Below are 21,087 nucleotides of genomic sequence, written 5' to 3'. Positions count from 1 at the left end.
TCGCCGACCGGAGCGGTCGCGGCGGAGGCGGCGAGGGGGGTGCGCTTGCGGGCCGCCTTCTTCGCCGCCTTCTTGGCGGCGGTCTTCGCCGCGTCCTGCTCGCCGGTCCGCGCGCCCTTCCCCGTCGCGGCGGAGTCCCGCACCGCGGCGGCGGTGCGCTCGATGACGTCCACGACCTCCGCCGTGCTCGCGACGAGCTCCACGGGCGGCTGCACGGTCTCCGCGCTCGCCTGGGCGGGGATCCGGCGGGCGGCGCTCTTGGGGGCGGCCTTCTTCGCGCTCGCCCGCTTGGCGGTCGCCTTCTTGGCCGTCGCCTTCTTGGCGGTCGCCTTCTTGGCCCCGCCCTTACGGGTGACGGCGGGGGGTACGGCGTCGGGCGCGGCCGTCGGAGCGGGCTCGGGGGCCGGTCCGGTCGCCGCCGGGTGCAGTGTCACGCCGTCGGCTGCGGGCGGCGTCTCGATCAGGTCGTCGGCCGGCTTCGCCGGGGGTTCGGGCGAGGGGCGGCTGTCGGGCATGGTGGCTCCTGTCCGCGTTCACTGGGGCGGGGGTGGCGGGGACGGGGGGTGCGGGCGGACTGCGACGCGAGTGCGTACCGCCTCAGCCTTTCCCCCGCCGGGGGTGGGCAATCCGGTCGTTCGCCAACTGCTCGGGAACTACTCGGGCGTAACGGCGCGCACAGGCTCGTGTCGAACTCCTCGTGGGTCACGACATGTTCGGCTACCCCTGATCGCGCGGACATCACGGACGATATCGAGACGGTGTGCGAGAGGGGGCCTGTGCGGGTGGTCGCAACGGAACGTTCACACGTTGATCATCGGTCGGCTTCCGTGCGGTCGCAGCCGACTCTGGCATTTCGGCGCGGGCTTCGCCCGCCGACACCGGTGCGAGTCCCCCGCGCGGCGGTCGACTTTCGGCCAGTCGGGGCCCGTTCCGGGGCTCCGCCCGCCCCGTTCGCGGCTGCGCCGCGGTGGCCTTGGGCGGCGGCGACGCGGGTTTCGCGGCTACGCCGCGGGTACCGGGCTCCGCCCGGTGGCCTCAAACCTCCCCGAGCTCTCGGCTTCGCTCGAGCAGGGGAGACCCCATCGCCGGGCTGATGTGCTTCTGGCCTTCGCCGAAGTTCCCGGCACGAAGCGCGGCCGAAAAGCGCGCGTACCCCGCGCGACGCCGGGTACGGAACCGGCCAGTCCGGCATGATCGCGGCGCGAGGCGCGCGCCATGGCCCGCGCACCCAGACGCGGCTACCGTCGGACGTGACGACGGGGGAGCACGACGAGGTGCCGCCCCCCTACAGCCCGCGTGACCGCGTCCGCATCGAAGGTGGCACTCGTGAAGGCAATCCGTCGGTTCACCGTCCGTCCCGTGTTGCCCGAGGCGCTGAGGCCGCTTCAGGCGATCGCCCGGAACCTGCGCTGGTCGTGGCATACCGGGACCCGCGAACTGTTCGAGTCCGTGGACCCCGCGCAGTGGGCGGAGTCCGGCGGCGACCCGGTGAAGCTGCTCGGCTCGGTGAGCGCGGCGCGGCTGACGGAACTGGCGGGGGACGAGGAGTTCCTGCGCCGGCTGGGCGAGGTGGAGGAGGGGCTGCGGGAGTACGTCGAGGGGGAGCGCTGGTACCAGGCGCGAAACGGTGAACTGCCGTCCACCATCGCCTACTTCTCGCCGGAGTTCGGCGTCACCGCGGCCCTCCCGCAGTACTCCGGCGGCCTCGGCATCCTGGCCGGCGACCACCTGAAGGCCGCCAGCGACCTCGGCGTCCCGCTGATCGGCGTCGGACTGCTCTACCGGCACGGCTACTTCCGGCAGTCGCTGTCCCGGGACGGCTGGCAGCAGGAGCAGTACCCGGTGCTCGACCCGAACGAGCTGCCCGTCCAGCTCCTGCGCGAGCCCGACGGCACCCCCTCGCAGGTCTCGCTCGCCCTGCCCGGCGGCCGCTCGCTGCGGGCGTACGTCTGGCAGGCGCAGGTCGGCCGGGTGCCGCTGCTGATGCTCGACTCCGACGTCGAGGAGAACGAGCCGGGCGAGCGCGACGTGACCGACCGGCTGTACGGCGGCGGCAGCGAGCACCGGCTGCTGCAGGAGATGCTGCTGGGCATCGGCGGCGTCCGCGCGGTGCGCACGTACTGCCGGCTCACCGGCCACCCCGAGCCCGAGGTGTTCCACACCAACGAGGGCCACGCCGGCTTCCTCGGCCTCGAACGCATCCGCGAACTGGACGGCGAAGGGCTCGACTTCGACGCGGCGCTCGAGTCGGTCCGGGCCGGGACCGTCTTCACCACCCACACCCCCGTCCCCGCCGGCATCGACCGCTTCGACCGCGAGCTGGTCGCCCGGCACTTCGGCGACGACGGCGAGCTGTCCGGCATCGACGTGGGCCGGGTGCTCCAGCTCGGCATGGAGACGTACCCCGGCGGCGACCCGAACGTCTTCAACATGGCCGTCATGGGCCTGCGGCTCGCCCAGCGCGCCAACGGCGTCAGCACCCTGCACGGGGCCGTCAGCCGCGGGATGTTCGCCGGACTCTGGCCGGGATTCGACCCCGCCGAGGTGCCCATCACCTCCATCACCAACGGCGTGCACGCCGCCACCTGGGTGGCCCCCGAGGTCACCCGGCTCGGCGCCCGCACCATCGGCGCGGAGCGCTTCGACGAGGCGCTGTCCGTCGGCGGCGCGACCCGCTGGGACGCCGTCGCCGACATCGGCGACCAGGAGATCTGGGACCTGCGGCGGGTGCTGCGCGAGCAGCTCGTCCAGGAGGTGCGGCAGCGGCTCGCCGCGTCCTGGCGGCAGCGGGGGGCGGGCTCCGCGGAGCTGGGCTGGATCGACGGCGTCCTCGACCCGGACGTCCTCACCATCGGCTTCGCCCGCCGGGTGCCGTCGTACAAGCGGCTCACGCTCATGCTCAAGGACCGCGACCGGCTGATGGACCTGCTGCTCCACCCCGAGCGGCCGATCCAGATCGTCGTCGCCGGCAAGGCGCACCCGGCCGACGACGGCGGCAAGCGGCTGATCCAGGAGCTCGTCCGCTTCGCCGACGACCCGCGGGTGCGCCACCGCATCGTCTTCCTGCCCGACTACGGCATGAAGATGGCGCAGAAGCTCTACCCCGGCTGCGACGTCTGGCTCAACAACCCGCTGCGCCCCCTGGAGGCCTGTGGCACCAGCGGTATGAAGTCCGCCCTCAACGGCGGCCTCAACCTCTCCGTCCTCGACGGCTGGTGGGACGAGTGGTACGAGCCCGACTTCGGCTGGTCCATCCCCACCGCCGACGGCCACTTCACCGACGAGAACCGCCGCGACGAGCTGGAGGCGAACGCGCTCTACGAGCTGCTCGAACAGCGGGTCGCCCCGCGCTTCTACGACCGCGGCGCGCCCGACGGGTCGCCCGGCTCCGGGCTCCCCGAGCGGTGGATCTCGATGGTCCGCCAGACCCTCGGCGGGCTCGGCCCCAAGGTCCTCGCCGGCCGGATGGTCCGCGAGTACGTCGAGCGCCTCTACACGCCCGCCGCGCACGCCCACCGCGCGCTCACCGCGGACGCGGCGCGCGAGCTCGCCGTCTGGAAGTCCCGGGTCCACGCCGCGTGGCCGCAGGTCGTCGTCGACCACATCGAGGCCGCGGCGCCGGCGGAGGGGGCGGCGGAGCTGGGCGCGACGCTCTCCCTGCACGTGCGCGTCTCGCTCGGCGCGCTCCAGCCCGACGACGTCGACGTCCAGGCCGTCGCCGGCCGGGTCGACGCGCAGGACCACCTCGCCGATCCGCTCGCCGTCCCCCTCAAGCCCGTCAGCGGGCCCGACCTCGAAGGGCGCTGGGTCTACGAGGGCCCCCTCTCCCTCGACCGCACCGGCCCCTTCGGCTACACCGTCCGCATCCTCCCCGCCCACCGCCTCCTCGCGAGCGCGGCCGACATGGGCCTCGTCGCCCTCCCCACGGAGGCGACGGGCGAGGGCGCGGGCGTCCTGATGCGGTAGCCCCGACGCGGGCTCGGTCTTCCCCCGGGGCTTCGCCCCGGGCCCCCGGGGGGAGGCCGACCGGGGCGGAGCCCGGGCTCACGTGGCCCAGTGGGCGGGGCGCGTCAGGGTGGCCGGGAGGCGGGTGGTCGCGTCGCCGCGGGCGGAGGCGAGCTGGGGCCGCGTCAGGAAGAGGGCGTCGCGAAGGTCCGCACCGGAGAGGTCCGCGTCACGGAGATCCGCTCCGATGACGTCCGCAGACCGGAGATCCGCTCGCGAGAGGTCCGCCGCGATCAGGTACGCACCGCGCAAGGACGCCCCCCGCAGCCGCGCCCCGGCCAGCCGCGCCCCCATCAGGTCCGCCCCACGATGGTTCCGCCCCCGCAGCCCGGCCCGCACGACCGCACTGACCCGCAACAGCACCTCGTTCACCGCCCCCCGGTGCGCACCGACGTCGTACGAGGCCAGCGACTCCGGCGGGAGCCCCGCCGCCCGCTCCGTCTCCGCCCGCAACCCCCGCAGCGCCCCGTGCTCATCCGCCGCCTCCGGCCGCCCGAGCCCGTCCTCCAGATACCAGAGCAGCTCGTGCAACTGCCGCGCCACGGGAAACACCTCGAACATCACCGACGCCGTCCCCGGCGACGACCGCCAGTCGCGCCCCCCGAACGTCTCCTGTGACACCCGCTGCCCCGCCCCGAAGCAGTCGTAGACGGTGCAGCCCCGGTACCCCTCGGGCCGCAGCCGCTCGTGGATCCCGCAGCGGAAGTCCGCGGCCAGGTTCCCGCACGCCCGCCCGGCGGGCTTGTCGACGGGGAAGTCCTCCGACCGGGCGAACGGCAGCGCCACACAGCACAGCCCGAAGCAGGACCCGCAGTCCCCGCGCAATTCCCGCCGCTCAGACAAGGGAGTCCTGCCACGCGCGGTGGAGCTCGGAGTACCGCCCCGCGCCCGCGACGAGTTCGGAGGGGGCGCCGTCCTCGACGATCCGCCCGCGCTCCATGACGAGCACGCGGTCGGCGATCTCGACCGTGGAGAGCCGGTGCGCGATGACGACGGCGGTGCGCCCCCGCAGGACCGTGTCCATGGCCCGCTGGACCGCCCGCTCGCCGGGCACGTCGAGGGAGCTGGTCGCCTCGTCCAGGATCAGCACCGCCGGATCGGCGAGCAGCGCGCGGGCGAAGCCGACGAGCTGCCGCTGCCCGGCGGAGATCCGCCCGCCGCGCTTGCGGACGTCGGTGTCGTACCCGTCGGGCAGCGCGGCGATGAACTCGTGCGCGCCGATCGCCCGCGCCGCCTCCTCGATCTCCGCACGGGTCGCGTCGGGCCGCCCGATGGCGATGTTCTCGGCGACGGTGCCGGAGAACAGGAACGCCTCCTGGGTGACCATGACGACGCCCCGCCGCAGCTCGGGCAGCGCGAGGTCCCGCAGGTCGACCCCGTCGAGCAGGACCCGCCCCGCGGACGGGTCGTAGAACCGGGCGAGCAGCTTGGCGAGGGTGGACTTGCCCGCGCCGGTGGAGCCGACGACGGCGACGGTCTGCCCGGCCGGGATCGCGAGGTCGAAGCGGGGGAGTACCTCGCCGCCGGTGCGGTAGCCGAAGGAGACCCCGTCGAAGACGATCTCGCGACCCGGCCGCTCGGCGGCCGCCGACGGCAGCGGCACCGGTGCGACCGCCTCCGGCACGGACGGCGTCTGCGCGAGCAGCCCGGCGATCTTGGTGAGCGAGGCGGCGGCCGACTCGTAGGAGTTGAGGAACATCGCGAGCCGGTCGATCGGGTCGTAGAGCCGCCGCACGTACAGGACGGCCGCGGCGAGGACGCCGAGCCCGAGCGTGCCGTCGGCGACCCGGTAGGCGCCCCAGAGCACCATCCCGGCGACGGCGGTGTTGGCGACGAGCCGCGAGCCGACCACGTACCGGGCCATCTCCAGGAGCGCGTCCCCGTTGGACCGCTCGTGGCGGTGGTTGAGCGACCGGAAGGTCTCGTCGTTGGCCCGCTCGCGGCGGAACGCGCGGACGGGGCGGATGCCGTTCATCGTCTCGGCGAACTTGACGATGACCGCGGCGACGGCCGTCGACCGCTCGGCGTACACCGCGCCGGCCCGCCGCCGGTACATCTGGATCAGCGCGTACAGCGGCACGAACGACAGCGCGGCGACGGCCCCGATGCCGAGGTCGAGCCACAGGAGGAGCACGGTGATGTAGACCGACGCCAGGACGACGTTGACCAGCTCCTGCAGCCCCTCGCCGAGGAGTTCGCGCAGCGACTCGACGTCGGTGGTGGCCCGGGAGATCAGCCGGCCGGAGGTGTAGCGGTCGTGGAAGTCGACGTCGAGCGTCTGCGCGTGCCGGAAGATCCGCCCGCGCAGGTCGAGCAGCACGTCCTGGTTGACGTGCGCGGAGACCCGGGTGAAGACGTTCTGCAGCCCGCCCGCGGCGAGCGCGGCGACGAGGTAGGCGACGGCGACGAGGACCAGCGGCCCGCGGTCGTCGGCCCGCAGCGCCGGGACCGCGCTGTCGATGGCGTAGGCGACGATCAGCGGCCCGGCCTGGACGGCGGCCTGCTGCAGGAGCAGCAGCACCGTCGCCACGCCGACCCGCCGCCGGCGGGGGGCGAGCAGCGAGCGCAGCAGGGCGCCGGTCGCGCCCTTCGGGGCGGGCAGGTCGTCCTGGTCGAACGGGTCCTCCGCGCGGACCCGCACCGCCTCGACATCGTTGCCTTCGGGTCCTTCGGGGTGCTCGGCGGCCCGGGACGGCTCGGTGGTGGTGGTCATCGGACCAGGTCCCCCTCGTGGTCGGCCGCCGGTGCGTCCGCGCCCGACATCAGATGGCGGTACTCGTCGTTGTCCCGCAGGAGTTCGTGGTGGGTGCCGACGGCCGTGATCCGGCCGCCGGACAGCAGCGCCACCCGGTCGGCGAGCAGCACGGTCGACGGCCGGTGGGCGACGACCAGCGCGGTGGTGTCCTGGAGGACCCGGCGCAGCGCGGCCTCGACCAGCGCCTCGGTGTGCACGTCGAGCGCGGAGAGCGGGTCGTCGAGCACCAGGAACCGCGGCCGGCCGACGACGGCCCGCGCCAGCGCGAGCCGCTGCCGCTGCCCGCCGGACAGGCTCAGCCCCTGCTCGCCGACCTCCGTCCGCTCGCCCTCGGGCAGCGAGCGGACGAAGCCGGCCTGGGCGATGTCCAGGGCGGCGTCGAGGTCGCCCGCCCCGCCCATGGAGACGTTCTCCGCGACGGACGCCGAGAACAGGGTGGGCTCCTCGAAGGCGACCGACACCAGCGCGCGCAGCTCGGCGCGGTCCACGGCGGTGATGTCCCGGCCGTCGAGGGTGATCCGGCCCGCGGTGTGCTCGTGGAGCCGGGGGACCAGGGCGGTGAGCGTGGTCTTGCCCGAACCGGTCGCGCCGACCAGGGCGAGCGTCTCGCCGGAGCGGATGTGCAGGTCGATGCCGTCGAGGACGGGCGGGGAGTCCGGGTGGGCGTCGGGGAAGCGGAACCGCACGCCCTCGAAGCGCAGGCCGTCGTCGTGACCCGCCGCCGGAGCCGCCGCGGGACCCGGCGCGACGGCCGTCTCCTCCGGCTCGTCCATCACCTCGAAGTACCGCCGCGTCGCCGTCGCCGCCTCCTGGCTCATCGCGAGCAGGAACCCGATGGACTCGATCGGCCAGCGCAGCGCGAGCGCGGTGGTGAGGAAGGCGACCAGGGTGCCCGCGGACAGCCCGCCGTCCGCGACCCGCACCGCGCCGAGGACGAGCGCCGCGCCGATCGCGAGCTCGGGGACGGTCGTGATGACGCCCCAGATGCCGCCGAGCAGCCGGGCCTTGTGCAGCTCGGTGCCGCGCAGCTCGCCGGTCAGCTCGCGGAAGGCGCGCGCCTGGCTGCGGTGGCGGCCGAAGCCCTTGATGATCCGGATGCCGAGGACGGACTCCTCGACCACGGTCGTGACGTCGCCGACCTGGTCCTGCGCCCGGCGGGCTGCCGTCGCGTACTTCTTCTCGAACGCCGAGCACAGCCAGATGAGCGGGACGGCCGGGGCGAGCAGGACGAGGCCGAGCGTCCACTCCTGCGCGAAGAGGATCGCGAAACCGACGGCGATCGTCACGCTGTTGACGATCAGGAAGGTCAGCGGGAACGCCAGGAACATGCGGACGACCATCAGGTCCGTCGTGCCGCGGGAGAGCAGCTGGCCGGACGCCCACCGGTCGTGGAACGCGATCGGCAGCCGCTGGAGGTGCCGGTAGAGGTCCGCGCGCATCGCCGCCTCGACCCCGGCGAGCGGGCGGGCGACGAGCCAGCGGCGGAACCCGAACAGCACGGCCTCGGCGATCCCGAGCGCGAACAGCGCGCCCGCGCCCAGCCACACGCCGCCCGGGTCGCGGTCGGCGACCGGCCCGTCCACGATCCACTTCAGCACCAGCGGGATGAGCAGCCCGAGGCAGGACGCCACTATCGCGATGAACGCGGCCAGGAACCACCGGGCGCGCACCGGCCGCACGTACGGCCACAGGCGGGCCAGGGTCCGTACGGCGGACTCCCGGGGGGCGCGGGGGTCGTGGGGGGAGGGTCTCGGCTCGGTCTCAGGGTCAGTGCTCATCAGGTGCGAGCTTACGTTTCGGCACTGACATCGCCCACCGACTTTCGGGCCACGTCGAAGGGCCTAGGACCACGGCGCACGGCCTCCACCTGCGCCGTTCCCCGTCCCGGCCCCCCGCGGGCCCGCCGCCCAGGCCCCGTCCCACCCCCTCAGTCGCGGACCACGAGCAGCAGCACCGACCGCGGCGCCACCTCGACGACCTCCCCGCCGCGGACGCGCGTACCCGGGCCCTCGGCCTGCTCCTCCCGCGCGGTGTCGACGACCACCTCGTACTCCGCCGCCCAGGGCGCGCCGGGCAGCCGGAAGGAGACCGGGCGGTGGTCGGCGTGGAGCACGGCGAGGAAGCTGTCGTCGGTGATCTGCGCGCCCCGGGCGTCCCGGCCGGGGATGTCCCGCCCGGAGAGGTACAGGCCGAGGGTGGCCGCGGGCGCGTACCAGTCGCCCTCGGTCATCTCGTCGCCGTGCCGGGTGAACCAGGCGAGGTCGCGCAGCCCGTCGGCGGAGTGGGCGCGGCCCTCGAAGAACAGCCGCCGGCGCAGGACCGGGTGGCGGTGGCGCAGGGTGAGCAGCCGGCTGGTCAGCTCGAACAGGGACCGCCAGTGCGGGTCGTCCAGGAGCGACCAGTCGACCCAGCTGATCTCGTTGTCCTGGCAGTAGGCGTTGTTGTTGCCGCCCTGGGTGCGGCCCATCTCGTCGCCGGCCACCAGCATCGGCACGCCGGTGGAGAGCAGCAGCGTGGTGATCATGTTGCGCAGCTGGCGGCGGCGCAGCGCGTTGACGTCCGGGTCGTCGCTCTCCCCCTCCGCGCCGCAGTTCCAGGCCCGGTTGTCGTTCGTGCCGTCCCGGTTGCCCTCGCCGTTGGCCGCGTTGTGCTTGTGCTGGTAGCTCACCAGGTCGCGCAGGGTGAAGCCGTCGTGGGCGGTGACGAAGTTGACCGAGGCGTAGGGGCGGCGGCCGCCCCAGGCGTAGAGGTCGCTGGAGCCGGAGAGCCGGTAGCCGAGGTCCCGGACGTCGGGCAGCGCCCCGCGCCAGTAGTCCCGTACGGCGTCGCGGTAGCGGTCGTTCCACTCGGTCCACAGCGGCGGGAACGCGCCCACCTGGTAGCCGCCGCTGCCGACGTCCCAGGGCTCGGCGATCAGCTTCACCCGGCGCAGGACCGGGTCCTGGGCGATGACCGCGAGGAACGGGGAGAGCATGTCGACGTCGTGCATGGACCGGGCCAGCGCGGCGGCCAGGTCGAAGCGGAAGCCGTCGACGCCCATCTCGGTGACCCAGTACCGCAGGCTGTCGGTGATGAGCCGCAGCACGTGCGGCTGGACGACGTGCAGGGTGTTGCCGCAGCCGGTGTAGTCGGCGTACCGGCGGGCGTCGCCCGGCTGGAGCCGGTAGTAGCCGCGGTTGTCGATGCCGCGCATCGAGAACGTCGGGCCGAGCTCGCTCGCCTCGGCGGTGTGGTTGTAGACCACGTCGAGGATGACCTCGATGCCCGCCTCGTGCAGCGCGCGGACCATCCGCTTGAACTCGCCCACCTGCTGGCCCGCGGTCCCGGCGGCCGCGTAGGCGGCGTGCGGCGCGAAGTAGCCGATGGAGTTGTAGCCCCAGTAGTTGCGCATCCCGCGCCGCAGCAGGTGGTCCTCGTGCGCGAACTGGTGCACGGGCAGCAGCTCGACGGCGGTCACGCCGAGCCGGGTCAGGTGGGCGATCGCGGCCGGGTGCGCGAGCCCGGCGTAGGTGCCGCGCAGGTGCGGCGGGATGTCGGGGTGGCGGGCGGTGAAGCCCTTGACGTGCAGCTCGTAGATGACCGAGTCCGCCCACGGCGTCTTCGGGCGGCGGTCGTCCGCCCACTCGTCGTCGGGGTCGTTGTCGTGCACGACGACGCCCTTGGGGACGTACGGCGCGGAGTCCCGGTCGTCGCGCACGGTGTCCGCGACGTGCTGCTGCGGCCAGTCCCGCACGTGCGCGTAGACCTCGGCGGGCAGGCTGCTGTAGTCGTTGCCGGGGCCGCCGTCGACGGCCCGGGCGTAGGGGTCCAGGAGCAGTTTGGCCGGGTTCCAGCGGGCGCCGGTCCAGGGGTCCCAGCGGCCGTGCACCCGGAAGCCGTAGCGCTGCCCGGCGCCGACGCCGGGCACGAAGCCGTGCCAGATCTCGTGCGTCAGCTCCGCCAGCGGGCAGCGGGTCTCGCGGCCCGCCTCGTCGAACAGGCACAGCTCCACGGCCTCCGCACCGCCCGCCCACAGCGCGAAGTTGGTCCCCGCGGTCCCGTCGGGGCCCACCCGCACCCGGGCGCCGAGCGGCGTCGGCGCGCCCGGCCACACCGGCAGGGTGGGCAGGGGCCTGCGCCGGTCGCCGGCGGCGCGCACCCCCTCGACCAGGGGCGCGGCCCGCGGCCCCGGCCCGTCGGGGTGCCCGGGCGGTGTCCCGCCGCCCGGCGTGGTCGGGTCGGTCCCGTCTCCGTTCCGGACGGGGGTGGTGGTCCCGTCCCGCTCGACTTCCTTCTGCTCGGGTGCGCTCGACACCTGCTCGCCTCCCGCGGCTCGTGGGTCCGAAAAAGAGCGCACGGCGTCCCGGGCCGGGCGCTCCACACTTCGGTCCTCCCCCCTGTTCTTCCCAGACGGAGTCCCGCATGCACGTATCCCCGCATATCAGCCGGTCGGCCCCTCGGCCCGAGTCGGTACGGAACGGTGACAGATGAGGGGGCGTCATCCCAGTTCAAGTGTGGTTGTCTGACGATGCAATTGCGGGGAGCGGGCCTGACCAGGCCGTGCGAGGGGAGACACAGGAGTGAACGGGCAGGCGATGCCGGGGGCGTCGGCCGTACGGGGACGGCGAGCGGGAACGCGGCGGGGGCGGGTCGCGACCGCCCTGGTCGCCGGGGTGCTGATGACGGTCGTCACCGCGTGCGGCGGCGGGGGCGGCGACTCGGCCGACGGGGGCAAGGGCGACGGCAAGGGCGGGGAGAAGCCGGCCGAGGCCGTCGCCCAGGAGACCGCGGCCTCGGTGGCCGTGGTGCGGATCGCGCCCGAGGACGGCGCGGACGAGGTCGCGACGAGCGGCGGCCTGAGGATCGGCGCGGAGAACGGGAAGCTGACCGAGGTGGTCGTCGAGGACTCCAAGGGCAACGCCGTCGACGGCGAGATATCCGCCGACGGCGCGACCTGGGAGCCGGCCCACCACCTCGCCGCCTCGACCCGGTACAAGGTGCACGCCGTCGCGAAGGACAAGGACGGCCGGGCGTCGGCGAAGGACATCGCGTTCACCACGCTGACCCCGAAGAACACCTTCATCGGGCACTTCACGCCGGAGGACGGCGCGAAGGTCGGCGTCGGCATGCCGGTCTCCTTCAACTTCACCCGCGGGATCACCGACCCCGCCGCCGTCGTCAAGGCGATCGAGGTCACCGCCGACCCGCCGGTCGAGATCCGGCACAAGTGGCACGGCAACGACCGGCTGGACTTCCGCCCCGAGCAGTACTGGAAGCCCGGCACGAAGGTCTCCGTGAAGCTCAACCTGAACGGCGTCGAGGGGCGTCCGGGCGTCTACGGCCGGCAGGCGAAGACCTTCCGGTTCACCGTCGGCCGCTCCCAGGTCTCCACGGTCGACGCCAAGGCGCACACCATGGAGGTCGTGCGGGACGGCAAGCTCCTGAAGAAGCTCCCCATCACCGCGGGGGCGCCGGAGACCACCACCTACAACGGGCAGATGGTCATCACCGAGAAGTACGAGGTGACCCGGATGAACGGTGAGACGGTCGGCTTCGGCGACGAGTACGACATCAAGGACGTCCCGCACGCGATGCGGCTGTCCACGTCCGGCACCTTCGTCCACGGCAACTACTGGGCGTCCGCGTCGACCTTCGGCTCCGACAACGTCAGCCACGGCTGCGTCGGCCTCAGGGACGTCCGCGGCGGCGGCGACGGCTCGCAGCCGGCCGCCTGGTTCTTCGAGCGCTCGATGATCGGCGACGTGGTGGTCGTCAAGAACTCGAAGGACAAGAAGATCCAGTGGCACAACGGCCTCAACGCGTGGAACCTGCCGTGGGCCGAATGGGAGAAGTGACCGCCCGCTGAGCTGTCCGCCCGCTCACCCGACGACGCGCCCCGCGAGGTGGTGCCGCGAGACGCGACGGCACGACTGCGGCTCGAACGCGGGACGCGTTCGCCGTGCCCGGCGCGGTGGCGCCTGGCCGCCGGGTCGGTCATGCCGTGCGCTTGCCGCGTGGGTCGTTCGCCGCGCGGCGTATGGCCGCCGCGGCCGGCGGTGGGGGAGGCCCCGTGCTCGCCGCGGCGCGGCTGCCGCGCGCAGTGCCTCGCGGTGGCGGGGGCGGTTCCGTCCCGGGCCCGGGGGGAGGTGGCGTTCCGCGCCCCGGTTAGCGGCGGTTAACCTGCCCGCATGACTGTCGAACTGGAAGTCTCCGAGGGCGTCGGCACGATCCGGCTGTCCCGTCCGCCGATGAACGCGCTGGACGTCGCCACCCAGGACCGCCTGCGGGAGCTCGCCGAGGAGGCGGGCCGGCGCGACGACGTGCGCGCCGTGGTCCTCTACGGCGGCGAGAAGGTGTTCGCGGCGGGCGCGGACATCAAGGAGATGCGGGAGATGGACCACGCGGCGATGGTCGCGCGGTCCAAGGCCCTGCAGGACTCCTTCACCGCGATCGCCCGCATCCCCAAGCCGGTCGTCGCCGCGGTCACCGGCTACGCGCTCGGCGGCGGCTGCGAGCTGGCGCTCTGCGCCGACTACCGGATCGCCGGCGACAACGCCAAGCTCGGCCAGCCCGAGATCCTGCTCGGCCTGATCCCCGGCGCCGGCGGCACCCAGCGGCTGGCCCGGCTGATCGGCCCGTCCCGCGCCAAGGACCTGATCTTCACCGGCCGCCAGGTCCGCGCGGACGAGGCGCTCGCGCTCGGCCTCGTCGACCGGGTGGTCCCCGCCGCCGAGGTGTACGAGCAGGCCTTCGCCTGGGCCGCGCGCCTCGCCCAGGGCCCGGCGATCGCCCTGCGCGCGGCCAAGGAGTCCGTCGACGCCGGCCTGGAGACGGACATCGACACCGGCCTGACGATCGAACGCACCTGGTTCGCCGGCCTCTTCGCCACCGAGGACCGGGAGACGGGCATGCGCAGCTTCGTGGAGGACGGGCCCGGCAAGGCCAAGTTCGCCTGACGGGCGACGCGTCGGACCCTCAGCCCTTCCTTAGCCGAGCCTTAAGGAAGGCTTAACTCCGATCGCCGCCGCGGTCGCGGACGGGGGCCGTGCGCCCCCGTCCGCCGCAGGTCAGTCCGGCCGCCGATGATCATCTGATGCCGATGTCATATGCCCATCGCGCTCCCAGGAATGGTTGATTCCGGGGAGTGGATTCCGCGGGAACGCCCCCGAGCTGCGCTTTCCGCCGTCATCATGGACGGCATGGCGGGGTTGGATGGAATGCAGCGCTGGACTCCATCCGTCGAGGACGAACAGGCTCTGAAGGAAATGGAGTTGTTCGGCGATCCGACGGAGGCGGAGGTCCCGCTGCCCTCGAAGCCGGAGTCCGCGAGCACCGCCCGGCGCCTCACCGAACTGGTCGTGACCCGGCAGTGGGGCCTCCCGCCGCAGACCGCCGAGTACGCCGTCCTCCTCGTCTCCGAGCTCGTCGGCAACGCGGTCCGGCACACCGGCGCCCGCGTCTTCGGCTTACGCATGCTCCGCCGGCGCGGCTGGATCCGCATCGAGGTCCGCGACCCCTCCCGCGGCCTGCCCTGCCTGATGCCCGTGCGCGACCTCGACGTCAGCGGCCGCGGCCTGATGCTCGTCGACAAGCTCTCCGACCGCTGGGGCGTGGACCTGCTGCCGCGCGGCAAGACCACCTGGTTCGAGATGCGCGTCTCCGACCACCTGCTCGACGCCCGCCCCCCGCAGGACCCCCGCGACCCGCGCGACCGGGGCCAGCTAATCTGACCACCGTCAGTTCAGCGCCACGAAAGGGTGGAGTTACCGATGGACATCGAGTCCGCGCGCAGGGCCTTCGACCGGTTCGACAGCGACGGCGACGGCGAGATCACGGCGGCCGAGTACAAGTCCGTCATGGCGCAGCTCGGCGACTTCAACGTCACCGAGTCCGTCGCCGAGGTCGTCATCAAGGCGCACGACACCAACGGCGACGGCAAGCTCACCTTCGACGAGTTCCTGGCCTCCCGCCAGGCCTGAGCCCCGAGGTGCGCGGGGTCGCGGCGCGCGCCGGGAGCGGCGGGCCCGTCGGCCTCGCGGGCCGCGACCGGAACCGCCCCGCCCGGGCGGTCGGTGGTGCGAGCGGCCGCCGGCCGGCGGGCTCGCGATCCGTCGGCCCCCGCGGGCCCGGCGCGGCCCGGCCCCGCGGCCGGCCCGACCTGTCGGTCCGCGCCGCCGTCGTCCCGTCCACCGCCTGCGCTCCCTTGGCCGACGCCGACGCCGACGCCGACGCCGACGCCGACGCCGACGCCCCGCGCGCCCACCGCCCGCGCTGCCGGCGGCCCGCGCCGCCCTCCCGTGTCGCCGTCGGCCGTCCTCGCCGGTCGGATGAGCTGCTCGTGGGAAAATCGCGACACCCCGGGCGGCGACCCGCCCCGCCCCGACCCCGTCCGGAGACGATCTTGCGGTGACGCATCCAGACCTTCCCGGCGGGCCCGCCCGAAGACGGCCCCTGCCCCCCGAGCAGCCCGTTCCCGTCGTGCCCGCGCCCGTGGACGCGGGGATCCGCGCGCCCCGCCGTAGCACGACGGCCCGGTGGGCGGCCGTCGCCGCCTTCGCGCTCGTGCTGCTGGCCGGCGGGACGTTCGGCGTCTCCCTCGCCACCCGCGGGACGGGCGAACTGCACATCCCCGAGGCCGGGGTGGCGACCCTGCTGCGGACGGTCGTGTTCGCCGCGTTCGGCGTCCTGCTCGGCGAGCAGATCGGCACCCGGCACGCCCGGGCGGCCGTCCCGGACCTGCCGGCGCCCCGCCCCTGGTCCAGGGCCGCCGCCCTCGTCGGCGCGGCCGCGACGGCCGGCCTGCTGCTGCGGCTCGGCGCGGTCAACGGGCTCGGCATGTCCGCCGCGTACGACATGCGCGAGGGGCGGCTGCTGCTCGTCACCGCGAACGCCTTCGTGCTCACCGCGCTGCTGCACCGCTCCCGGTGGGCGCTCCTCCCGCTCGCCGCCGCGGTCGTGGCCGAGGCGATGCGCGCCCACCCCGAGCCCTACGCGCCGGAGATCGGCGTCGCGCTCACCGTCGTCCACCTCACCGCGGCGTCGCTGTGGTGCGGCGGGCTGCTGTACGTCCTGCGCGCCACGCACCTCAACCGCCGGTTCCCCGCGAGCGTCCGCCCGCTGCTCGCCCGCTACGCGCGCGTCGCCGTCTGGCTGCTGGCCGCGCTCGCCGCGACCGGCACCCTCAGCACCCTGCGCCGGCTGCCCCCGGACGTGATCCTGACCTCCGGCTACGGCCGCACGCTGATCCTCAAGCTCGCCCTCGTCGGCGTGGTCTGCGTCCTCGCCCTGGCTGCCCGCTTCCGCCTGCACCGCGCGCCCGCCGACTCGCGCACCACCGCCCGCACCGAGCTGTTCGCACTCGGCGCGGTCGCCCTCGTCTCGGCGGTCCTCACCGTCGTCCCCGACCCCACCTGGCTCACCCCCCTCGTCCCCGGCCCCGACTGGCTCACCGGCGGCTGACGGCAACACCGCCGCCGCCCGCCCCCAGGGGCCCCGCGTCCCTAGGCCGCCGGCGTCCTGGGCGACGCCGGCGGGGGTGCCGTCGAGCCGCGGACGACGAGTTCGGGTTCGAAGAGGAGCTCGCCGGCATGGGCCTGGGAGCCGCGGATCTGGGAGCAGAGGAGGTCGACGGCCGCGCGGCCGATGGCCTCGATGGGCTGGCGGACGGTGGACAGGGGCGGCTCGGTGGCGGTCATGAAGGCGGAGTCGTCGAAGCCGACGATGGAGACGTCGGCGGGGACGGACAGCCCGCGCCGGCGGGCCGCGCGGATGGCCCCGAGGGCCAGTGGGTCGCTCGCGCAGACGATGCCGGTGACCCCCTGGTCCAACAGGCGCGAGGTGGCCGCCTGGCCGCCCTCCAGGAGGAAGATCGACCGCTCGACGTGCTCGTCCGGCAGGTGCATCCCGGCGCTTCGGGCGACCGCCCGCGCGGCCTCCAGTTTGCGGCGGGAGGGGACGTGGTCGGCGGGGCCGAGGACCAGGCCGATCCGCTCGTGGCCGAGCGAGGCGAGATGGCGCCACGCCTGCTCGACGGCGAAGGCGTCGTCGCAGGCGACGCAGGGGAAGTCCAGCCCCTCGATGGAGGCGTTGATGAGGACCACCGGCACGTTCCGCTCGGCCAGTTGGCGGTAGTGGTCGTGCGGGGCGTCGGCCTCCGCGAAGCTGCCGCCCGCGAACACCACCCCGGCGACGCCCTGTTCGAGGAGCAGGTCGACGTAGTCGGCCTCGGAGACGCCGCCCTTGGTCTGGGTGCAGAGCACCGGGGTGAGCCCCTGCTGGGCGAGCGCGCCCCCGATCGCCTCGGCGAAGGCCGGGAAGATCGGGTTCTGCAGCTCCGGCAGGACGAGCCCGACGAGCCGGGCCCGCTCGCCGCGCAACTGCGTCGGCCGCTCGTAGCCGAGGACGTCGAGCGCCGTCAGCACGGACTGGCGGGTGACCGCGGAGACCCCGGGCTTGTCGTTGAGGACGCGGCTCACCGTCGCCTCGCTGACCCCGACCTTCTTCGCCACCTGAGCAAGTCGTCGCGTCATGAGCGCAAGAATATCGCAAGGTATGCAAACAATTTTCGTCCCCTGGCTCTCGTCACCGCGGTGCCGCCGCACCCTCACCCCGCCCCGCACCGGCCCCGCCCGTCTCGCAGGCGGGGCCGGCCCTTCCCCGGGTCAGGTCACCGCAGCAGCCACACCGCGGTGTCGGAGGGCAGCCCGCCGTCGTCGTCCAACGGGCCGCTGCTGAGCAGGAGTTCGGAGTGCGGCGGCAGGGCGGTGGACCGGTCGGAGAGGTTCGCCACGCAGACCAGCCCCTCGGTGCGCTCGAAGGCGAGCACGTCGTCGTCGGCGGGCAGCCACGTCATCGGCCCGTCGCCGAAGCCCTCGGTGGAGCGGCGCAGCCGCAGCGCCGCCCGGTAGAGGCCGAGCATCGACCCCGGATCGGCCCCCTGCAGGTCGACGGCGTAGCGCCCCCAGGCGGCGGGCTGCGGCAGCCAGGGCTCGGAGCCCGCGCCGGCGTCGGAGAACCCGAAGGACGGCTCGCCGGCCGCCCAGGGCAGCGGCACCCGGCAGCCGTCGCGGCCGGGGTCGGTGCCGCCGGAGCGGAAGTGCATGGGGTCCTGGATGCTCTCCAGCGGGACGTCCGCCTCGGGCAGGCCGAGTTCCTCGCCCTGGTAGAGGTAGACCGAGCCCGGCAGCGCGAGCGTGAGCAGGGCCGCCGCGCGGGCGCGCCGGGTGCCGAGCTCCAGGTCGGTGGGGGTGCCGAAGGCCTTCTTCGCGAAGTCGAAGCCGGTGTCCTCGCGGCCGTAGCGGGTCGCCGTCCGGGTCACGTCGTGGTTGCAGAGCACCCAGGTCGCCGGGGCCCGCACCGGGGCGTGCTCGGCGAGGGTGTCGTCGATCGCCGACCGCAGCCGGCCCGCCTCCCAGGGGCAGGTCAGGAAGTTGAAGTTGAACGCCGTGTGCAGCTCGTCGGGGCGCAGGTAGCGGGCGAAACGCTCGGCGTCGGGCAGCCAGACCTCGCCGACGAAGACCCCGCCGTACTCGTCGGCGACGGCCCGCCAGGCGCGGTAGACGTCGTGGATGTCGTCCTGGTCGACGTAGGGGTGCGGGTCGACGCCCTCACGGAAGTCGGGGAGCTCCGGGTGCTTGGTGAGCAGGGCGGCGGAGTCGATGCGGACGCCGGCGACGCCGCGCTCGAACCAGAACCGCAGGATCTCCTCGTGCTCGCGGCGGACCTCGGGGTGCGACCAGTTGAGGTCGGGCTGCTCGGGGGTGAACAGGTGCAGGTACCACTCGCCGTCCGGCACCCGGGTCCAGGTGGAGCCGGAGAACTGCGACGGCCAGTCGTTCGGCGGCAGTTCGCCGTTCTCGCCGCGCCCGGGGCGGAAGTGGAACAGCTTGCGCTCGGGGCTGCCGGGTCCGGCGGCCAGCGCGGCCCTGAACCAGGCGTGCTGGTCGGAGACGTGGTTCGGGACGATGTCGACGATCACCTTGATGCCCAGCTCGGCGGCGTCCGCGATGAGCTTCTCGGCCTCGTCGAGGGTGCCGAAGGCCGGGTCGATGGCCCGGTAGTCGGCGACGTCGTAGCCGCCGTCGACCAGCGGTGAGAGGTACCAGGGGGTGAACCACACGGCGTCGACGCCGAGTTCGGAGAGGTACGCCAGTCTGCTGCGGACGCCCGCCAGGTCCCCGGTGCCGTCGCCGTTCCCGTCCGCGAAACTGCGGGGGTACACCTGGTAGATGACGGCGTCTCGCCACCAGCGGTCGGTTCGGGAGGGACGCACAGCTGCCACGGGTCGGTCCTTTCGGGCAGGTGGGACTCCGCCGCCGGTCAGCGGGGACTTGGACAAGTCGGACCGGCGGCGGAGTGCTTCTGGTGGGGGCGGGGGTACGGCGGGGGCGGCTCTGCCCCGGTCAGCCCTTGAGGCTTCCGGCGGTGAGGCCGGCCATGATGCTGCGCTGGAAGAAGAAGAACACGATGATCATCGGGATGCTCGCGATCACCAGGCCGGCCATGACCTGGTTCTGCGTCACCGCACCCGCGGTCTGCGAGAGACCCACGCTGATCGTCATCTTCTCGCTGTCCGGCAGGACGAGCAGGGGCCAGACGAAGTCCTTGAACACCATCACGATGGTGAAGATGGACACCACCCCGAGGATGGGCCGCGAGATCGGCAGGATGATCGACACCAGGACGCGCCACGGCGGCACCCCGTCGATCTCGGCCGCCTCCAGGATCTCGTCGGGTATCGAGTCGAAGAACCGCTTGAGCAGGAAGATGTTGAACCCGTTGGCGGCGACCGGGAACCAGATCGCCCAGGGCGAGTTGAGCAGCTCCCAGCCGAGGATCGGCACCTTCACGACCGTGATGTACGCCGGGATCATCACGACGATCGGCGGGATCATCAGCGTGGCCAGCATGGCCCCGAGGATCACGTTCCCGAACATCGGCCGCAGCTTGGACAGCGCGTAGGCGGCCGTCACGTCCACCGCGAGCGCGAACAGCCAGGCGCCGGCGGCGTAGAAGAGCGTGTTCTTCAGCAGCGTGCCCATGCCGAAGAGCTCCCAGGCGTCGCCGAAGACGGAGAAGTCCGGGTCGGCGGGCCACAGAGTGGGCGGCATCTGGGCGATCTCCTCGGGCGTCTTCATCGCCCCGGTGACCATCCAGTACAGCGGGAAGACGAACGCGAGGGTGAAGACGACGAGCACGGCCGCGAGCAGCGCCCAGTAGATCCTGCTGCCCCAGCGGGACTTCAGTTCCAGGGGCGAGACGATGGTCCTGGCGTGGCCGTCGGCCCACGCCGCCCGGCGCCGCCCGCGCCGGCGGGGCGGCGGCCGGTGTGCCGACCCCTCGGTGCGCTCCGCCACGTCGGCCTCGATGGTGGTGTCGATCACGGGACTACCTCTTCTCGTCGCGGGTCAGGCGCAGCTGCACCGCGGCGACCGCCAGGAGCACGATCATGAGCATCAGGCCGAGCGCGCTGCCGGCCCCGTAGTTGCCGCCGTAGACGAAGGCGTACTGGTACATCAGGTAGGCGACGGTGATCGTCGCGTTCTCCGGGCCGCCGCCGGTGAGCATGTACGGCTCGATGAACACCTGCATGGTGGCGACGATCTGCAGCATCATCATCAGCAGCAGGATCAGCCGGGTCTGCGGGATCGTGACGTGCAGGATCCGCTTGAAGATGCCGGCCCCGTCCAGCTCGGCGGCCTCGTACAGCTCGCCGGGGATGTTCTGCAGGGCGGCGAGGTAGATCAGCACGCCGGAGCCCAGGTTCATCCAGGTGGAGACGATGACCAGGGAGATCAGTGCGGTGTCGGTGGAGTCCAGCCAGGCGAGGGCCGGCAGTCCGACGGAGTCGAGGATTTGGTTGAACAGACCGGGCCCCGGGTCGTAGAACCAGCGGAACAGCAGCACCGAGACGATCGGCGGCAGCATCACCGGCAGGTAGACCACGAACCGCAGATAGCCCCGGGCGTGCCGCAGCTCGTTGAGCACGATCGCGACGGCGAACGGCACGACGTAGCCGCACAGCAGCGCGAGCAGGGTGAAGACGATCGTGTTCTTCCACGCCTGGCCGAACGCCGGGTCGTCCATGACGGTACGGAAGTTGTCCAGGCCCACCCAGGTCGGGTCGTCGACGAGGTTGGTCTGCTGGAAGCTGAGGATCACCTCCCGGACGATCGGCCACCAGGCGAACATCGCGAAGCAGAACAGTGCCGCGCAGAGGAATCCGTAGGCGGTCAGATTGTTCCGCACCGTCCGGCGGCGCTTCGCCGGCGGTCTGCGCCGCGGCCGCGGCGGCCGCTCGGGCGCGATGGTGGCTGTTCCCATGGTGATGATCTCCCGTTTCCCGGCTC

14 protein-coding genes and 1 pseudogene are annotated in these 21,087 nt (G+C 73.5%); 6 read left to right on the top strand and 9 right to left on the bottom strand.

Annotation, left to right across the window (positions count from 1 at the left end; genetic code table 11):
* Nucleotides 1-515, bottom strand: a pseudogene (locus ACFWEG_RS08715) (hypothetical protein); the annotation flags it as partial.
* An 811-nt stretch (nt 516-1,326) separates the two neighbouring features.
* Here ACFWEG_RS08715 and glgP point away from each other — a divergent pair.
* Nucleotides 1,327-3,966 (top strand): alpha-glucan family phosphorylase, encoded by a 2,640-nt coding sequence (glgP, locus tag ACFWEG_RS08710; RefSeq protein ID WP_387210835.1) that lies wholly within the window; start codon nt 1,327-1,329, stop codon nt 3,964-3,966.
* A 78-nt stretch (nt 3,967-4,044) separates the two neighbouring features.
* Here glgP and ACFWEG_RS08705 read toward each other — a convergent pair whose 3' ends face one another.
* The 4 genes from ACFWEG_RS08705 to glgX all read right to left on the bottom strand — a co-directional run bounded on the left by ACFWEG_RS08705 (nt 4,045) and on the right by glgX (nt 11,054).
* Nucleotides 4,045-4,848 (bottom strand): pentapeptide repeat-containing protein, encoded by an 804-nt coding sequence (locus tag ACFWEG_RS08705; RefSeq protein ID WP_387210832.1) that lies wholly within the window; start codon nt 4,846-4,848, stop codon nt 4,045-4,047.
* Nucleotides 4,841-6,718 carry an ABC transporter ATP-binding protein gene (locus ACFWEG_RS08700; RefSeq protein ID WP_387210829.1) on the bottom strand — a complete coding sequence of 626 codons (1,878 nt, stop codon included), beginning with the start codon at nt 6,716-6,718 and terminating at the stop codon, nt 4,841-4,843. Before ACFWEG_RS08700 ends, ACFWEG_RS08705 begins: the two co-directional genes overlap by 8 nt.
* Nucleotides 6,715-8,538, bottom strand: coding sequence for an ABC transporter ATP-binding protein (locus ACFWEG_RS08695; RefSeq protein ID WP_387210826.1), 1,824 nt, complete (start codon nt 8,536-8,538; stop codon nt 6,715-6,717). The genes ACFWEG_RS08700 and ACFWEG_RS08695 overlap by 4 nt, the downstream gene beginning before the upstream one ends.
* A 149-nt stretch (nt 8,539-8,687) precedes the next feature.
* Entirely contained in the window at nt 8,688-11,054 is a 2,367-nt protein-coding gene (glgX, locus tag ACFWEG_RS08690) for a glycogen debranching protein GlgX (RefSeq protein WP_387210823.1), read from the bottom strand.
* A 265-nt stretch (nt 11,055-11,319) separates the two neighbouring features.
* Here glgX and ACFWEG_RS08685 point away from each other — a divergent pair, with 265 nt between their 5' ends.
* From ACFWEG_RS08685 to ACFWEG_RS08665, 5 genes are all read left to right on the top strand, one after another.
* The gene (locus ACFWEG_RS08685; protein ID WP_387210820.1) at nt 11,320-12,594 is read left to right on the top strand and encodes an Ig-like domain-containing protein; all 1,275 of its coding nucleotides are present in this window, start codon (nt 11,320-11,322) and stop codon (nt 12,592-12,594) included.
* Between the two features lie 333 nt (nt 12,595-12,927).
* Nucleotides 12,928-13,695 carry an enoyl-CoA hydratase/isomerase family protein gene (locus ACFWEG_RS08680; RefSeq protein ID WP_387210817.1) on the top strand — a complete coding sequence of 256 codons (768 nt, stop codon included), beginning with the start codon at nt 12,928-12,930 and terminating at the stop codon, nt 13,693-13,695.
* Between the two features lie 231 nt (nt 13,696-13,926).
* On the top strand, nt 13,927-14,469 hold the full coding sequence (locus ACFWEG_RS08675; RefSeq protein WP_387210847.1) for an ATP-binding protein: 543 nt from the start codon (nt 13,927-13,929) through the stop codon (nt 14,467-14,469).
* Nucleotides 14,470-14,508: 39 nt separating this feature from the next.
* Nucleotides 14,509-14,718, top strand: a complete 210-nt coding sequence (locus tag ACFWEG_RS08670; RefSeq protein ID WP_387210814.1) for an EF-hand domain-containing protein — start codon at nt 14,509-14,511, stop codon at nt 14,716-14,718.
* 499 nt (nt 14,719-15,217) lie between these two features.
* The gene (locus ACFWEG_RS08665; protein ID WP_387210811.1) at nt 15,218-16,198 is read left to right on the top strand and encodes a CopD family protein; all 981 of its coding nucleotides are present in this window, start codon (nt 15,218-15,220) and stop codon (nt 16,196-16,198) included.
* A gap of 41 nt (nt 16,199-16,239) precedes the next feature.
* On the opposite strand, the gene ACFWEG_RS08660 is transcribed toward ACFWEG_RS08665, so the two are convergent.
* From ACFWEG_RS08660 to ACFWEG_RS08645, 4 genes are all read right to left on the bottom strand, one after another.
* Entirely contained in the window at nt 16,240-17,268 is a 1,029-nt protein-coding gene (locus ACFWEG_RS08660) for a LacI family DNA-binding transcriptional regulator (protein ID WP_387210808.1), read from the bottom strand.
* Nucleotides 17,269-17,405: 137 nt separating this feature from the next.
* Complete coding sequence (locus ACFWEG_RS08655; protein ID WP_387210805.1) at nt 17,406-19,019, bottom strand: glycoside hydrolase family 13 protein; 1,614 nt, start codon at nt 19,017-19,019, stop codon at nt 17,406-17,408.
* A gap of 121 nt (nt 19,020-19,140) precedes the next feature.
* Nucleotides 19,141-20,001, bottom strand: a complete 861-nt coding sequence (locus ACFWEG_RS08650; RefSeq protein ID WP_387210844.1) for a carbohydrate ABC transporter permease — start codon at nt 19,999-20,001, stop codon at nt 19,141-19,143.
* Nucleotides 20,002-20,125: 124 nt separating this feature from the next.
* Nucleotides 20,126-21,061 carry a carbohydrate ABC transporter permease gene (locus ACFWEG_RS08645; protein ID WP_387210802.1) on the bottom strand — a complete coding sequence of 312 codons (936 nt, stop codon included), beginning with the start codon at nt 21,059-21,061 and terminating at the stop codon, nt 20,126-20,128.
* Nucleotides 21,062-21,087 lie beyond the last annotated feature (26 nt).

The organism is Streptomyces sp. NPDC060194 (assembly GCF_042728285.1).
GTDB lineage: Bacteria > Actinomycetota > Actinomycetes > Streptomycetales > Streptomycetaceae > Streptomyces.
This window is presented reverse-complemented; position numbering and strand designations above follow the sequence as displayed.

Coding starts and splice junctions, on each gene's coding strand:
- ACFWEG_RS08700 (WP_387210829.1), bottom strand. CDS start 6,718: ATGACCACCACCACCGAGCCGTCCCGGGCCGCCGAGCACCCCGAAGGA.
- ACFWEG_RS08695 (WP_387210826.1), bottom strand. CDS start 8,538: ATGAGCACTGACCCTGAGACCGAGCCGAGACCCTCCCCCCACGACCCC.
- ACFWEG_RS08680 (WP_387210817.1), top strand. CDS start 12,928: ATGACTGTCGAACTGGAAGTCTCCGAGGGCGTCGGCACGATCCGGCTG.
- ACFWEG_RS08670 (WP_387210814.1), top strand. CDS start 14,509: ATGGACATCGAGTCCGCGCGCAGGGCCTTCGACCGGTTCGACAGCGAC.
- ACFWEG_RS08660 (WP_387210808.1), bottom strand. CDS start 17,268: ATGACGCGACGACTTGCTCAGGTGGCGAAGAAGGTCGGGGTCAGCGAG.
- ACFWEG_RS08645 (WP_387210802.1), bottom strand. CDS start 21,061: ATGGGAACAGCCACCATCGCGCCCGAGCGGCCGCCGCGGCCGCGGCGC.